The sequence below is a fragment of the Polaribacter sp. OB-PA-B3 genome (assembly GCF_054589375.1).
In genome coordinates, this window is the sequence record NZ_BAAIIX010000004.1 from 1 (window position 1) to 17,651 (window position 17,651).

7 protein-coding genes and 1 tRNA gene are annotated in these 17,651 nt (G+C 33.9%); 3 read left to right on the forward strand and 5 right to left on the reverse strand.

Going from position 1 to position 17,651, the window contains the following annotated elements; all coding sequences use genetic code 11:
- Nucleotides 1–9,275, reverse strand: a 9,275-nt coding sequence (locus ACYPV9_RS08705; protein ID WP_459743064.1) for a hypothetical protein, incomplete at its 3' end; no start/stop codon positions are given.
- An 821-nt stretch (nt 9,276–10,096) separates the two neighbouring features.
- Between ACYPV9_RS08705 and ACYPV9_RS08710 the strand changes: the two genes are divergently transcribed.
- Together ACYPV9_RS08710 and ACYPV9_RS08715 are read left to right on the forward strand one after the other, a co-directional pair.
- Nucleotides 10,097–10,447, forward strand: a complete 351-nt coding sequence (locus tag ACYPV9_RS08710; protein WP_459743430.1) for a DUF5675 family protein — start codon at nt 10,097–10,099, stop codon at nt 10,445–10,447.
- A complete protein-coding gene (locus ACYPV9_RS08715) occupies nt 10,425–10,643 on the forward strand; it encodes a hypothetical protein (RefSeq protein WP_459743066.1) in 219 nt (72 codons plus the stop codon). Before ACYPV9_RS08710 ends, ACYPV9_RS08715 begins: the two co-directional genes overlap by 23 nt.
- Before the next feature lie 337 nt (nt 10,644–10,980).
- On the opposite strand, the gene ACYPV9_RS08720 is transcribed toward ACYPV9_RS08715, so the two are convergent.
- Complete coding sequence (locus tag ACYPV9_RS08720) at nt 10,981–11,205, reverse strand: Arm DNA-binding domain-containing protein (RefSeq protein WP_459743068.1); 225 nt, start codon at nt 11,203–11,205, stop codon at nt 10,981–10,983.
- Between the two features lie 238 nt (nt 11,206–11,443).
- Nucleotides 11,444–11,528: transfer RNA gene (locus tag ACYPV9_RS08725), tRNA-Ser, on the reverse strand.
- Nucleotides 11,529–11,764: 236 nt separating this feature from the next.
- Here ACYPV9_RS08725 and aroC point away from each other — a divergent pair.
- A complete protein-coding gene (gene aroC, locus ACYPV9_RS08730; RefSeq protein ID WP_459743071.1) occupies nt 11,765–12,829 on the forward strand; it encodes a chorismate synthase in 1,065 nt (354 codons plus the stop codon).
- Nucleotides 12,830–12,864: 35 nt separating this feature from the next.
- Here aroC and ACYPV9_RS08735 read toward each other — a convergent pair whose 3' ends face one another.
- Both ACYPV9_RS08735 and rpoC read right to left on the reverse strand, forming a co-directional pair.
- A complete protein-coding gene (locus ACYPV9_RS08735) occupies nt 12,865–13,176 on the reverse strand; it encodes a DUF3467 domain-containing protein (RefSeq protein ID WP_299065483.1) in 312 nt (103 codons plus the stop codon).
- A 112-nt stretch (nt 13,177–13,288) separates the two neighbouring features.
- Nucleotides 13,289–17,563, reverse strand: a complete 4,275-nt coding sequence (rpoC, locus tag ACYPV9_RS08740) for a DNA-directed RNA polymerase subunit beta' (protein WP_299065480.1) — start codon at nt 17,561–17,563, stop codon at nt 13,289–13,291.
- Between the last annotated feature and the right edge of the window lie 88 nt (nt 17,564–17,651).

Here is a 17,651-nt window from a genome sequence, read left to right on the forward strand (position 1 = left end):
TTCGCGATTGGGGCAACCTCTTGATAATCGATCGTTACCGTAGCCGTATCTGTTAAACCTGTTTGATTCTCTGTTAAGGTATAAACTATTGGCGTTGGATCTGCTGTGAAATTAGCTCCAAATCCTCCCGTAATTGTCTCTGGGGTAAAGACAATCTCTCCGTTTGCTGAATTATAATTCCAAACTCCTTCGCCTGCAACTATTAATTCATCCTGAACACCTGCTGTAGTTGGATCTAAATCTAAAGTCGTATTCGTTGGACTTGCTGGTGTTACGCCATCACTTAATAAATCATCCGTTAAAATCTGTAACGGCGCACTTGGCTGTGTGGTCGTGTTTAATGTTACATCTGTATTGTCATTCGCTACTGGTGGCTTATTAATAATAATTGTTTCCATTAAATCATCTCCAACATTTGTAGGATCTACTTGATCTCCTGATGCTCTAGAAGTAGTATTTATAATTGAGTTACCAGAAGTGTTAGCGTTAACAATAGCAGTAATATTTAACGTAACACTAGCATTTACAGCTAAATCACCAATTGTCCAAATTCCTGAACCTGAATTATAGGCTCCTAAACTATCATCACTTACATAAGTAATTCCTGATGGTAAATTATCTGTTAGCGTTACTCCTGTTGCAGCAGTAGTTCCTCCATTATTTGTTACTACAATAGTATAAATAATTGTATCACCTTCATTTGGAGTATTATTATTTACCGTCTTAACGGTTACTAAATCTGAACTATTAATTGGTGTAACTGGAACTTCGCTATAATCATTTTCAGCTGGATTATTATTACCTGGTGTTGAGTTTGGATCAAATTGATCTGCTCCTGTAACCTCTGCAACATTATCATAATCTCCTGTACCTAAAACTTTAGCTGTAATAGACAATGTTGCTGAAGCTCCGTTTGCTAAAGCACCAACAGTCCAAGCTCCAGAAACACTATTATAAGTAGTTGTACCAGAAGTCACTGATGAAACATAAGAATAACCAGATGGTAATTGATCTGTAACAATTATTCCTGTTGCAGCACTAGGTCCGTCATTTTCTACGGTTAATTCAAATGTTACATTTTCACCAACATTTGGTGTTGCATTTAATACCGTTTTTACAAGGCTAATATCAGCTACATCTCTTGGTGTACTAGAAATACTATTTGTATTATTAGCAGCATTACTGTCTGCTTCTGTACTACTTACACTTGCTGTATTTGTGTAATTTCCTGTTGCTAAAACTTGTGCTGTAATATTTAAGGTAGATGTTGCTCCATTTGCTAAGTTTCCAATAGTCCAAACACCTGTACCTGGCACGTAAGAACCAGTACTATCATCACTTACCCAAGAATATCCAGAAGGTAAAACGTCATTTGAAACTACACCCGTAGCATCACTTGGACCATTATTAACAACTTCAATTGTAAAGACAATATTAGAACCAACATCTGGTGTTGCATTGTCTATTCTTTTTATTAATGCAAGATCTACTAAAGCATTTGGTGTTGGTGTTACAGAAGAAAAATCATCTCCTGTACCATCATTTACTGTAGAATCTGGATCTGCTTGATCACTAGATGTAACTTCTGCATTATTTGTATAAACGCCAGTTTTTAAAACAGTAGCTACAATTTGAATTGTTTCTGTTGTACCTGCTATAATTGGTCTTGATACAGTCCATAAACCTGTAGTACTGTTATACATTCCTGCTGTTGGACTTGCACTTACAAATTGATACCCCGATGGTAATTGATCAGTAACTACAACATTTGTAGCTTCACTTGGTCCTGCATTGCTTACATCAATAGTAAACGTAACATTATCGCCAACATTTGGCGATAAAACATCCACTACTTTTGTTAAAGATAAATCTGCTCTTTGAACAGGCGTAACAACCACTTGTTGTTGGTCATCTTCTAAAATATCATTATTACCAGGTGTAGAGTTTGCATCTACTTCTTTTGTACCTGTTACTTCTGCAACATTATCATAATCTCCTGTAGGTAAAACTTTAGCTACAATTGTTAAAGTTGCTGAAGTAATACCTAAAGATCCTATTGTCCAAGAACCTGATACCTCATCATAAGTTCCTATAGTTGGTGATGAGCTTACAAAACTATAACCACTTGGTAATTTATCTGTTACAACAACCTCTGTTGCAACACTTGGGCCTGCATTTTCTACCTCTATCGTAAATGTAACATTGTCATCTACATTAGGTGAAGATACATCTACAACTTTAGTTAAACTTAAATTTACTAATGGATCTCTTGATACTGTTACTTCATCTTGATCATCTTCAGTTAATTCATCATTATTAGGTGTAGAATCTACATCTGTTTCTGTAGCACTTGTTATTTCTGCAACATTTGTATAATCTCCAGTTGCATTAACTGTTGCTGTTACATTTAAAGTTGCTGATGCTCCGTTTGCTAAATTTCCTATTGTCCAAATACCAGTTACTGGCACATAACTTGTTCCACCTGTATGGCTTACTAAAGTATAACCAGAAGGTAATTGATCTGTAATTACAACTCCTGTTGCGTTACTTGGTCCGTCATTAGATACAACTACTGTAAATACCACATCTGTACCTGCTACAGCTTGTACGTTATCTACAGATTTTGTTAATGATAAATCTATTAATGGTGTTGGTGTTGTACTTGCTGTTGATGCATCGTCTCCTACTCCATCGTTTACCGTTGAGTTCGGATCAAATTGATCACTTGCAGTAACTTGAGCATCATTTCTATATTCATTAGCAGCACCAGTTGCTGCATTTACTGAAGCTACAATATCTAAATATTCTGTTTTACCATTTAAAACACTTCCAGAAAGTGTCCAATTACCAGAAGTAGCATCATAAATACCAGATGTAGATGTATAAGTTACAAATGTATACCCAACTGGTAATTGATCATTAACAATTACAGATGTAGCGTCACTTGGTCCTGCATTAGTTAAGGCAAGTGTAAATTTTACATTATTACCAACTGTTGGATTAGAATCATCCACTGTTTTAACAAGTGATAAATTAGCCACCTTTGTTGGTGTAATATCTACTTGTGCTTGATCGTCTTCTGTTATAGTGTTATTACCAGGGGTAGAATCTGGATCTTGTTGATCTGCATGTACTATTTCTGCAACATTATTATAATTACCCGAATCATTAATAATTGCATCAATTTCTAAAACCGAAGAACCACCAGCTGCTATAGAACCTATAACCCAAGAACCCGTAGCTGGTGTGTATGCACCAGAACCATTATCTGCATCATATGTGTATCCTGTTGGTAAATATTCTACCACATTAACTCCGGTAGCAATACTTGGTCCTGCGTTATTAACCGTAATTGTAAATTTAACTTTTTCTCCAACTAAGTAACTTATTCCGTTTGCTGGTGCACTTACCGTTTTTGTTAAATTTAAATCTGCTACAGAAACAGGTACTGTTGCCTCAGAATCTTGGTTATTTGAAACATCTGAATCAGTTTCATTTGTTGCTGATATTGAAGCAGTATTATTATATGAACCTGTTGCATTTACTGTTGCTGTAATGTCTAAAGTTTCTGATGCGCCGCTTGCTAAATTTCCTACAGTCCATACAATTCCTGTTCCAGATGCTGGTGTAGAATCATCTATACTTGCTGCACCTGTTGCAGAATTAGAGCTTACATATGTGTAACCAGATGGTAATACATCTGAAACAGCGATACCAGTAGCATTACTTGGTCCGTTATTATTTACAGTTATTGTAAAAACAACGTTAGAACCTACATTTGGAGCTGCGTTATTTACCGTTTTAACTAAAGCAATATCTACTACCGGACCTGGTGTTGTAGTTACAGAACTTTGATCGTCTTCTGATAAGACATTATTATTAGGTGTAGAATCTGGATCTGACTGATCTAAGCTTGTAATTTGTGCAGTATTTATATACGGCCCAGAAGCTTCTACTGTAACTTTATATGTTAAAATAACAGAACTACCTTTTGGAACTGTTAAACCATCCCAATTAATACTTCTCCCTCCAGAATTATAAATACCTCCATTGGTTACAGAACCTGTTACAATTGAATAACCTACAGGTAATTCATCTAAAACACTTACTCCTGTTCCATCAAAATTGGTATTATTATTTGTAACTTCAATCTGAAAATCTAAAACATCACCTACACTAATTGGTAAAGGTGTTACTAATGTTTTTTCTAAATCTAAATCTACACTTGGTAATATTGTTATAACAACATTATCTGTTGTTGTTGCACAAGGGTTATTATCTACTGTCCAAGTAAACTCATAAGTACCAGGTATTGTACCCGCTACATTAGTGGCCGGATCATTGATATCTAAAATATTTGGTGTATTTGGCCCTGAAACAAATGTCCAAACTCCTTCTCCTGGTATAGGATCGTTTGCTGCTAAAACAACAGCATCAAACTGAGATAAATTTTGATCTGCCCCAGCATTTGCTGCTGCTACATCTTCTGTTATTGTTACCTCCATTGTATCAGAGAAAGAACATCCGCCATTTGACGATGTCCACATAAAAGTATAAACTCCTGCAGCTGTTAAACCTGTTACATCAGTATCTTGTGCAAAAGGATTAGAAAAACTTACAATAGCAGGCGTTGTACCTACTTGAGACCATTTACCTGAACCTGTAATAATTTTATTACCATTCATTGTAACACTAGAAGAAGCACATAAAAACTGATTAGGACCTGCGTCTGGTTCTGTAGGAGGAACACCATTATAAGTTATTGTAATAATATCTTCTTTTGTCGCACAACTTCCATTTGCAACTTTCCATCTAAAAGTATAATCTCCTAAAGCTAGGGTATACTCGTTAACAATAGAAATTTCTGTTGTTGGGTTATTTGGACTATCAATTGATATATCCCCAGGAGTATAACTTGCCGGCGGATCATATGCGGGAATATTATAAGGATTACCATTACCATCTAAACTACTACTATTAATAAGTTCCCAAGTTCCGAGACCATTTATTGGCGTAGCTGCTTCTAAAACAGTCGAAAACTGACAAGAATTATCTAAAATTGGTGTAATAACGGCATCACTTGGTTCTAAATAAGAATTAACACGAACAAAATCACTTATTCCGTTAGTACAATTACTTCCAGGATTGGTTGATCTAAACTGAAATATATATAAACCTTCAATTGTTGTAGAAAGTTCGATATTAGTAGTAGGGTCATTAGCTACAAGGATATTGGCTGCACCTGGAGCTGGTTCACTTATTACCGTCCATTCACCTTCACTTGGACTTGTTAATGCAGTTGCATTCATTGTTGCAATGTTCGTATCACCCAAACAAACCTCTTGATCTGTACCTGCATTAGGTGTTTCTGGTGGTGCACTATTTGTAACAGTTACAGTATCTGTATCTCCACAAGCTACACCAGGCGTAGTATATGTAAATTGATATGTATTTCCTGGAATAATATCAACAGTCGCTAATCCATTTCCAATTGAAACCGGGTTAGGATTATCTGAACCTGTCGAGCTTAAAAAAGTCCATGTACCGTTATTAGATAACGTTTCATTACCTTGTAAGATAACAGATGTTGCGTCGCATAAATCTATATCTGCACCTGCATCTGCTGGTTCGTTAACAGTTAACGTAAAATCTACAGAAGGAACACTCGGAGGACAAAATGGATTATCAGAAGAAATTGTCCATCTAAAAACATAAACACCTGTAGACATTCCTGAAACTGTAAGATCTGGGTTTGTGGCATTTATTGCAGGATTATTTGGTCCTGAAACTACAGACCATATTCCTGAACCACCGTTTCCTGGAGTTGCTACTGCTTGTGATCCTAAACCTCCATAAACTGTAGTAGAATTATCTACTTGAGATGATACATAAGAAGTACCACACGTAGTATCTGAAGACGCTCCTGTTAAAGCTGCATCTTCTGCTTGTAAATACACATCAAAACTTACCGAATCTGGATTATTATAAGTACAAAGCCCTTTATCTACGTTCCATTCAAATTCATAAGAATATCCTGGTTTTAAATTAGAAAAAGTTGCTGTAGGTGAATTTATATCGTCTACAGACCAAGAATTATCCCCTTGCTTTAAAACCCAAGTACCTGTAAAACCATGTACAGCAGGATCATCTGCATTCATTGTTACAGATATAGGTTGACTTGTTGCACATACATCAGTAATTGTTCCGGCATCATAAATAACTCCTGGATCTACAGTAATAGAAACCGTATCTGTAAATTCTGTTGTACATGCAGAAGGGTTTGTGGTTTTCCATTCAAAAACATATTGACCTGCTTGTAAACCTGTATAAGTTGCATTTGGATCTGCATCTGTTTGTGAATAATAATAATCCGGAATAGCCGTTTGAGCCGCTACAGCATCTTGTGCTGTTACCGTATCTTGCGCTGATACTGCGTCTTGTGCTGTTACCGCGTTTTGTGCAGCTACTGCATCTTGAGCAGGTATTGCATCTTGAGCATCCGCCGCTGTAATAATTACATTTGTTTGAGCAGGTACTTCTGCCTGAGCAGGAATTGCTGCTTGATAAGCTACCGCTGGTTGATAAGCTACTGCTGGTTGATAAGGTACTTCCGGCTGTGCTAACACCTCTGGTTGCGCCAAAATTTCTGGTTGTCCGTTTTGAGCTGGTTGATATGCTACCGCAGGTTGGTACGGAATAGCTGGTTGCCCCAAAACTTCTGGTTGTGCTAGAACTTCTGGTTGCGCTAAAATTTCTGGCTGTGCCGGAACTGCTGGTTGATATGCAATGTCTTGAGGATTAGGAGATGCTACAATAGCTACTTGAGCACTAACTGCATCTTGCGCCGTAACAGCATTTTGTGCTGCAACAGCGTTTTGCGATGTAACAGCATCTTGTGCAGGTATAGCATCTTGTGCTGCAACAGCATCTTGCCCAGGAGTTTTTATACCGTATGTGGTAGTAGGGTCTGGCGCGCCGTTTGGCTTACTAACAATTGTCCACTCTCCTACTGTTTGATTTGTATCATTAAAACTCGATGCGTCCGCATTTAAAGTTACACTTGTAGTTCCACTAGGCAAACAAACATCATCTCCTGCAAATGCGGCCGAAGGAGCAACATCTGAATCTACGCTTAATGTTACTGATGTCGAATAAGTACATGGTGTAGCAGCCGTAGTTGCTACCTGCCACTCAATTTGGTATGTAGCGTTTGGTGCTAAATTTACCGATGTTCTTGTATTATTCTTATCTGAAAAAACCACTGCTGGATTAGCATCTACCTGAACCCATTCACCAACTTCATTCGAAGCTAATGGTGTAGCCTCTAATATAAAATCACCAGCACAAAGATTACTTGTTGTTGGCGGTGGAATTATTTGAGAATTTGGTGTAACAGACACAGTAACTTGCGTATCATCTGTAGAAGGCGTAGACCCTGGAGGACCACTAACAATATGCCATCTAAAAGTGTAAACTCCAGAACCTGGCATTGTAACTAATGTGTTATATAAAGTTTCATCTGCAAACACTGCAATACCTGGGCCATCAATTTGAGTCCAATAACCGGTATATACATTTGTTACTCCTGGTTGGGTTGCTGATGGATCATTACCTGCTAAGTTTGTAGAAGCATCACCACAAGGCAACACAGAATCTGTTCCTGCATTTGCTGCCATATCTTGATTTGCTCCAGGTGCTTCAGAAACTATAATCGTAATATCTTCTGATGCAGAACCACAACCTGTTAACCCTGCTCCTGATGCAAATCTTGTAAAACGAATTACATAAGTACCAATATCATCTAAACCAGAAACATTTATATTTCCAGAAGAATATGTATAAACTGGTACTACTACACCTGGTCCACTTACTAAAGCAGCTGTTGTGCTTGTACCTCCAGAAAAAACATAAGGTAAATCTACACTATTATATGGAGAAGAAGGTACAGGATTCTCTGGTGTGGTTGGAAGTATAATGGTATTAGTTGCTCCATTAACATCAATTGTAGTTGGATCATTTCTAAATAAAACGTTTACATCATCGAAAGAATCACATTCATAAAGTGGATTCCCTAAATTAGGTGCAGTAATTGTCCATCTAAATCTATAATCTGCAGTACCAGACATACCTGATACTGTTGTGGTATTACTAGTATTATCACTAAAAGTTACCGGAGGATTACTATCTAATTGAGTCCATAAACCTGTTTCACCAGCATAAAGTGGTAAATTACCTTCTAATACTGTTGACGTAACTGGCGTACAATATACCTGATCAGGACCAGCATCCGAACTAGTATTTTGTTGAGTTGCTGCAGGTACATTTATAGTAACTGTATCTGTTCCTGTTGCACAAGGACCATTTACTGTCCATCTTAATGTATAAGAACCTTCTGTTAATTGATTTACAACTGTGTTAGGATTATTTAAATCTACGATATTTGGTAAAGCAGGTCCAGAAACAAAAGACCACGTACCTTGTTGACCGTTACCTAAACCACCAACAGATGCAGACATTGTTACACTTTGAAAATTTGTATAACATTCTGGCACATCTGTAAATGCTTCTAAATCTGGCCCAGCATCTACAACTGGGTCACCTCCTAAATTTGTAATAACTACTAGGTCGTCTGTAGGACAGGTTTTAGTTTGTGTTGGATTTGTAATAGACCACCTTAGTGTAGTATCACCAACTTCTGTATCACTTAATGTAATTGTAGTTGTAGGAGAATTAACATCTGCTATTGTTACACCAGCATTATCATTACCATTAATTGTCCACTCTCCAACCTCGCCAATTGCTGTGTTGGGTGGAGTTGCTGAAAGTGAATAAACACCAGGACAACCACTAATATTTTCTCCTGCATCTGCCAAAGTATTTTCATTAACAGTAATTGTTACATTTTGTGAGTTATCTCCCGAACCATCAAAACATTCTCCTGTTAATTTAAATTCATAAACTTCACCTCCAACTAAACCATCTACAACCGTAGAAGCAGAATTAGGTGTTTGTAAAATTACACTTGGTCCAGATATTTGTGTCCATCTTGGATTAACTACTTTAGGATCTGTATCACCAGGAGCAATTCCGAAAGAAGAACTTGTTAAAAGCAGACCTTCTGTAACACATATTGTTTTACTATTACCCGCATTTAAGTTACACGTTTGTGAAAACGTATTAGAATTAAACAAAATAATAGCGAATAGTGTGAAAATTAAAGACACCTTATTATACGAATAAGAAGGTAGTTTTGTAGATAAGTAATTTTTCCTCATATTTAATTTAATTATTTTTAAAATAAAAAAACAGAATACATCTTGTATTTCTAAAAGATGTATTCTGTTTTGATTAAAAGACAATATATTTATTTACTGTCTTTGAACAACAAGATTTTTTATTAGTTAGTAATAGGGTGCTAGTCGGTTTCAATTCCTCTAATTTTAATTTCGCTAAATATTAAATTGTGCATATTTTCTATTGGAGGAACACAAATATATATAAAAAAATAACTTATGATAATAAATTAAAGTAAACTTTAAACAACTGTTTAATAGTGAATAATCATTATTAATTTATATACAGTTAAGAAACAATTAGATGGATAAAGTCACAAAAAATAATATTTTTATTTAAAAATCCAGTAACACTCTAACTATCAATCTAAAAAAAATAATATTTATTAAATAAATAACAGCTTTATACTAAATGGTTTTAATAACAGTATTCGTTTATATTAACAACTAGGGCTAATTAATTTTTTTTTAAAAAAATTAAACATTTCATTAAGAGTAGACGTTATTTAAGAATTAATATGAATAAAGTAATATTAAGTTAATATAAGTTGAAATACTATATTACAATATGTCTCAGTTAACTATCTTAGAGATAAAATCGATAACCGAATAGATTACCTCTTATAATTAATGTATTCATATAATTAAAAAACCCGTAAACAAAATGTTTACGGGTTTTTCGGAGAAAGAGGAACTAGAACAACATTCTAAATCCCTTTATTTATAAGGCTTTAATAACTTTAAAATACAAACTACTCCCTAATTACCCCTTCTATTTTAGTCCTTAATGTATTGAAACATTTATCTGTAACACAATAGAGTTACTCTGGGCAAATAACAGGAGGAATATTTCTTGTACTCCTGAAGGAGTTTATGAAATTATACCAAGATTTTTAAAACGATTTCATCATCATCTGATTTTGAAAAATGTAAAAGAAAGAAGTTATATTTTATTTCATCCGGCAAATAATGCAAAAACGGATTTACAAGGTTGCATTGCTCCAGTCAATTATTTAAGTGGTTTTGGTAAAGGTTTGTATTCTAAAGATGCCATGAAGAAATTATTATCATTAGCGTGTCCAGCAAAAGATCGAAAAGAACAAATAACACTAACCATTAAATCTCAGAATTATGAAAATTATAGAACGTTATAAAAAACCAACACCAAAATTCTTTAGAATTTTGAGAAATATTGGCATTGCATTAGCTACTGCAGGAGGAGTAATTATTGCAGCTCCTGTGCGCATACCTGCAATTATAATTACAGAGGCAACATATATGACTGTTTTAGGAACTGTGACTACAATAATTAGTCAAATTGTTGTTTCTGATGAAAAAAAGGATGAATAAAATATGTTTCAGAACGATATTCAAATAAAATCAGTTGTTGGAGAGACATTACTTTCTACAGTTTTTACTCTCAGTTTTTACTATCAGTTTAGACGATATACTTTTTACTGTTATTATGGCTGTAATTGGGGCAATTGTTGGTTTTTCAATTTCTACTTTATTAAAGTAGTTCTTTTTTCGATACCAAAAAAAGAATACCTAATTTTAATATTGGGTATTCTTTTATTTTTACTGACTAAATAGACAGAATTTTGTTTTCAAAGAGAATTATTTTAGTTTTTAATTCTTTTTGCCTTGCAAGTTTAATCATATTTTTTGTCCCTTTACTTTCTCCATCTCAAAAAGCAATTAATGCGTCTGCAAATATTCCAGCAGCTTTTCCGTATTTTATCCAATCAGCAGTAAATTTTATGATATTGATTTTTTTACATCTACTTTTTTTTGAAATACTAAGTTCTACGCGCTTACCATTTACAGTTATTCTTAAATAAACATTCGCTCTTCCGTTTTTATCTGCTTTACTGCGCCTAATATAAAAAATGAAAGAAAACAAATTACGCATAGGTATCAGTTATTAATTCGTAATAAATATAGGAAAAGTTAATTTCAGAAAGAACTATAAAAAACTAAATATCAGCTATTTAAGATAAATTATATATCGATTGAAAAAACAAAAAAGTGATCCCTAATTAGTCTCCCAACCATTATATTTAATTGCTTTTATAAGATATTTAAATATAAGTAAAAAGCCCACAAACATAATGTTTGTGGGCTTATGGTGAGAATTGTAATTCTCTAAGCGGAGAAAGAGGGATTCGAACCCCCGGACCTGTTACAGTCAACAGTTTTCAAGACTGCCGCATTCGACCACTCTGCCATTTCTCCAAGTGTCTCATCAGGTATTCCCTGAATGCGGATGCAAATATATAAAGGTTTTTTAATTCTCAAAAACAAAAATGAAGTTTTTTTCTAATTATTTTGAAAATAATATTTTCAACTATCTATAGCATTAATAATCAGACAATCATATAAAAATAAAAATTATAGGTATCATTTAAAATATTACAAAAAATAATATGATCAAGAACACTTTATTATATTTGTAAATAAATACAAGACAAATGGCATTTAATTCTTTTGGAAAATTATTAAAAGTAACCACTTACGGTGAATCTCACGGAACCGCTATTGGTGGTGTCATTGACGGTTTTCCTGCTGGGTTAAAAATTGATTTAGAAGCAATACAAAATGAATTGAATAGGCGTAAACCTGGTCAATCTAAAATTGTAACACAGCGTAAAGAACCAGATACAGTAGAATTCTTATCTGGTATATTTGAAGGTAAAACGACAGGTACTTCTATTGGTTTTATTATTAGAAATACTAATCAGAAATCTAAAGATTATAATCATAATACTAATGTTTATAGACCTTCTCATGCAGATTACACATACGATAAAAAGTTTGGAGGTAGAGATTACAGAGGTGGTGGTAGAAGTTCTGCAAGAGAAACTGCCAACTGGGTTGTTGCAGGTGCTTTAGCAAAACAATTAATAGCATCAATGAAAATTAACGCTTTTACTTCTTCTGTAGGTGAAATATTTATTGATAAACCGTATCAGGATTTAGATTTTTCTAAAACAGAAGACAATATTGTTAGATGTCCAGATGAAAGTTCTGCGGACAAAATGATTGCTAAAATTCAAGAAATAAGAAAAGCTGGAGATACTATTGGCGGTACTATTACATGTGTTGCGCAAAATATACCCGTTGGTTTAGGTGAACCTATATTTAATAAACTACACGCAGAATTAGGTAAAGCAATGTTATCTATTAATGCTGTTAAAGGTTTTGAGTTTGGTAGTGGTTTTTGTGGTGCTAAAATGAAAGGTTCTGAGCATAATGATATTTTTAATGCAGATGGATCAACACAATCTAATCTTTCTGGAGGAATTCAAGGAGGTATTAGCAACGGAATGGACATTTACTTTAGAGTAGCTTTTAAACCTGTTGCTACAATAATGACAAACCAACAAACTATAAATTCTGATTATGAAGTTACAGAGATAACTGGTAAAGGTCGTCATGATCCTTGCGTTGTACCAAGAGCTGTACCTATTGTAGAAGCTATGACTGCTCTGGTACTAGCCGATTTTTGGTTATTAAACAAAACAAGAAAAGTATAATAATAAAAGCGAAACTTTAAAAGTTTCGCTTTTTTTTATGCTTCACCAGTTGGTCCAAAATTCATAGGAATTGGAGGTTGCTCATAATCTTTTATTTCTCCATTTTGATGCTCAAATTTTCGAACATTTTCTGCTAAAGCTTTAGAAAGTCTTTTCGCATGTTGTGGCGTTAAAATAATTCTAGACTTTACTTTTGCCTTAGGCACACCTGGCATAATATTTATAAAATCTACTATAAACTCTGAAACAGAATGATTAATTATAGCCAAGTTAGAATAGGTTCCTTCTGCAATTTCTTGGTCTAATTCTATATTTAATTGTCCGTCTTTATTTTGATTTTCTTCCATAATATCGTTTATATATCAACTAATTTATAATAAAAAAGTTGAATTGAATAATGTAAAACAAGTTACAGTAAACAATTCAACTTTTAAAATATATTACTAATAAAAGCTAGTATTAAAAACTTTGTTCTATTTCGTCTTTAGGACCAACTAGAATGTTTTCATAAGCTCTCATACCTGTACCTGCTGGTATTCTCTTACCTACAATTACATTTTCTTTTAATCCTTCTAAAGTATCTATTTTACCGCTTACAGCTGCTTCATTTAATACTTTTGTAGTTTCCTGGAAAGAAGCTGCAGAAATAAATGATTTCGTCTGTAAAGAAGCTCTTGTAATACCTTGTAATACTTGTTCTGCTGTTGCTGGTCTTGCATCTCTAGCTTCAACTAAGTTTTGGTCGTTTCTTCTTAATAAAGAATTCTCATCTCTTAATTGACGTGCAGAAATAATCTGTCCAGCTCTTAAATTTTCAGAATCTCCAGCATTTTCAACAACTTTCATTCCGTAGATTGCATCATTATCTTTGATAAAGTCAATCTTATGAATTAATTGATTTTCTAAGAATAAAGTGTCTCCAGAATCAATAATCTTAACTTTACGCATCATTTGACGTACAACTACTTCGAAATGCTTATCATTAATTTTTACACCTTGTAAACGATAAACTTCTTGAATTTCGTTTACTAAGTATTCTTGAACTGCAGATGGCCCTTTAATTCTTAATATATCCGAAGGAGTTGTTGCTCCGTCTGATAATGGCATACCAGCTTTAATAAAGTCATTTTCTTGAACTAAAATTTGGTTAGAAAGTTTAACTAAATACTTACTAATATCTCCAGTTTTAGATTCAACAATAATTTCTCTATTACCACGCTTAATTTTACCGAAAGAAACTACACCATCAATCTCTGATACTACTGATGGATTAGAAGGATTACGTGCTTCAAACAATTCTGTTACACGTGGTAAACCTCCTGTAATATCCCCTGCTTTACCAGATTTTCTTGGTATTTTCACTAATGTATGTCCAGATTCTACCATCTGTCCATCATCAATCATTAAGTGAGCTCCTACCGGTAAACTATAAGAACGTAGAGCATTACCGTCTTCATCTTCTATAATTAAAGAAGCGATAATTTTCTTGTTCTTAGAATCTATCATTACTTTCTCTTGGAAACCAGTTTGTTCATCAACTTCAACAGAGTAGTTAATACCTTGCTCTAAGTTATCAAACTTAACTCTACCACTAAATTCTGAAACAATTACACCGTTAAATGGATCCCATTGTACAATTACATCACCTTTTTTAATTGTCTTTCTCTCTTTATCAAAGATAATAGAACCGTAAGGTATAATATTTGTACTTTGTGTAATTCCAGTTTTCTTATCTACAATTTTAATTTCTGCTGTTCTAGAAATTACAATATCAGCATCATTTCCTTCACTATCCTTACCAACAACTGTTCTTAAATCTTCAATAATTACGTTACCGTCAAATTTAGCTATTAATTTATTGTCTTCAGAAATGTTACCCGCAACCCCACCAACGTGGAAAGTACGTAATGTTAACTGTGTACCAGGTTCTCCAATAGATTGTGCTGCAATTACACCAACTGCTTCACCAATTTGAACTTTATTAAGGGTAGATAAACTTTGACCATAACATTTAGCACAAATACCTTTTGTAGATTCACATGATAAAGGAGATCTAACTTCTACACTATCTACACCTGAATTTTCAACTGCTTTTGCTAATTGATAAGTAATTGGTTGATTTGCTTCTAAGATTAACTCTTCTGTAACAGGATGATAAACATTATTTAAAGAAATACGTCCTTCAATTCTATCTGATAGAGATTCAACAATCTCATCATTTTTCTTTAAAGGCGCAACTTCTAATCCTCTTAATGTACCACAATCTTCTTCATTAATAATTACATCTTGAGATACATCTACCAATCTACGAGTTAAATAACCTGCATCGGCAGTTTTTAAGGCTGTATCGGCAAGACCCTTACGAGCACCGTGAGTAGAAATAAAGTATTCTAAAATTGATAAACCTTCTTTAAAGTTAGAAAGAATCGGGTTTTCAATAATTTCTCCACCTCCTGCTGTAGACTTTTTAGGCTTAGCCATTAATCCACGCATACCTGTTAACTGACGAATTTGCTCTTTAGAACCCCTTGCACCAGAATCAAGCATCATATATACAGAGTTGAAACCTTGTTGATCTTCACGTAAACGTTTCATAGATAACTCAGTTAAATCGTTATTTGTTCTTCCCCAAATATCAATTACCTGATTGTAACGCTCTTTTTGCGTTAACATACCCATATTATAGTTACCTACAATTGCTTCAACTTCTTTGTTTGCTGCATCAATCATTCCTTGCTTTTCTGCAGGAATAATGATATCTCCTAATGAGAATGATAAACCACCTTGAAAAGCAAATTTATATCCCATATTTTTAATATTATCTAAGAATTCTCCGGTAGTAGGAATATTAGTAGCTTTTAAAATGCCTCCAATAATTCCACGTAAATTTTTCTTAGTTAATACTTCATTAATATAACCAGCAGCCGGAGGAACAACTTCATTAAATAAAACTCTACCAACAGTAGTTTTTATAATTTTAGTTACTTGTTCTCCGTTTTCATCAATATCTTGAGTTCTTACTTTAATACCTGCATTTAAGTCTACTTTTTCTTCATTAAAAGCAATAGTAACTTCTTCAGGAGAGTAAAAAGTTAACCCTTCTCCTTTGATTGGTACTTCTGGAGTAGAAATTCTCTCTTTAGTCATATAATATAAACCAAGAACCATATCCTGAGAAGGTACAGTTACTGGTGCACCATTTGCAGGGTTTAAGATATTGTGAGAGGCCAACATTAATAATTGAGCTTCTAAAATAGCTTCTGGTCCTAATGGTAAGTGCACAGCCATTTGATCTCCATCAAAATCGGCATTAAATGCAGAACATGCTAGTGGATGTAATTGAATTGCTTTTCCTTCAATTAATTTTGGTTGAAAAGCTTGAATACCTAACCTGTGTAAAGTAGGAGCCCTGTTTAATAAAACTGGATGACCTTTAATTACATTTTCTAAAATATCCCAAACAACTGGTTCTTTTCTATCTATAATTTTCTTTGCAGATTTTACAGTCTTTACAATACCTCTTTCAATTAATTTTCTAATTACAAAAGGCTTGTAAAGTTCTGCTGCCATATCTTTTGGCAATCCACATTCAGATAATTTCATTTCTGGTCCAACCACAATTACAGAACGTGCAGAATAATCAACACGCTTTCCTAATAAATTCTGACGGAAACGTCCTTGTTTACCTTTTAATGAATCTGATAAAGATTTTAAAGGTCTGTTAGATTCAGTTTTTACTGCAGACGATTTACGTGTGTTATCAAATAAAGAATCAACAGATTCCTGTAACATACGTTTTTCGTTACGTAAAATAACTTCTGGAGCTTTAATTTCAACTAACCTCTTTAAACGGTTGTTTCTAATAATAACTCTTCTATATAAATCATTTAAATCTGAAGTAGCAAAACGGCCACCATCTAATGGAACTAAAGGTCTTAATTCTGGTGGAATTACCGGAACCGCCTTCATAATCATCCATTCTGGATTGTTTTCTCTATTTTTTTGAGAATCTCTAAATGCTTCAACAACATTTAAACGCTTTAAAGCTTCAGTTTTACGTTGTTTAGAAGTTTCTGTGTTTGCTTTGTGTCTTAAATCGAAAGATAATTGTTCTAAATCGATTCTTGCCAATAAGTCAATTAAACACTCAGCACCCATTTTAGCGATAAACTTGTTTGGATCTGAATCTTCTAAATATTGATTATCTTGTGGTAATTCATCAGCAATATCTAAGTATTCTTCTTCTGTTAAGAAGTCCATTTTTTGTAATGGTTCTCCTTCTGCATTTTTAGCAATACCTGGCTGAATTACTACGTATCTCTCGTAGTAAATAATCATATCTAACTTCTTAGATGGCAAACCTAAAAGGTAACCCATTTTGTTAGGTAATGATCTAAAGTACCAAATATGAGCAACAGGAACCACTAAATTAATGTGCCCTACTCTATCTCTACGTACTTTCTTTTCTGTTACTTCTACACCACATCTATCACAAACGATACCTTTGTAGCGAATTCTTTTGTACTTTCCACAAGCACATTCATAATCCTTTACAGGACCAAAAATACGCTCACAAAATAAACCATCTCTTTCTGGTTTATGTGTACGGTAATTTATTGTTTCTGGTTTTAAAACTTCACCTTTAGAAATTTCTAAAATAGCTTCTGGTGATGATAAACCAATTGAGATTTTATTAAACTTTTTTACAGTGTACTTCTCTTGTTTTCTTGCCATGTTGATGGATTCGAATTAAAATTGTAAAAATGGCCTCAATGAGACTTATAAATAAATGATTACAAGAAGTAGATTATAAACCTACTTC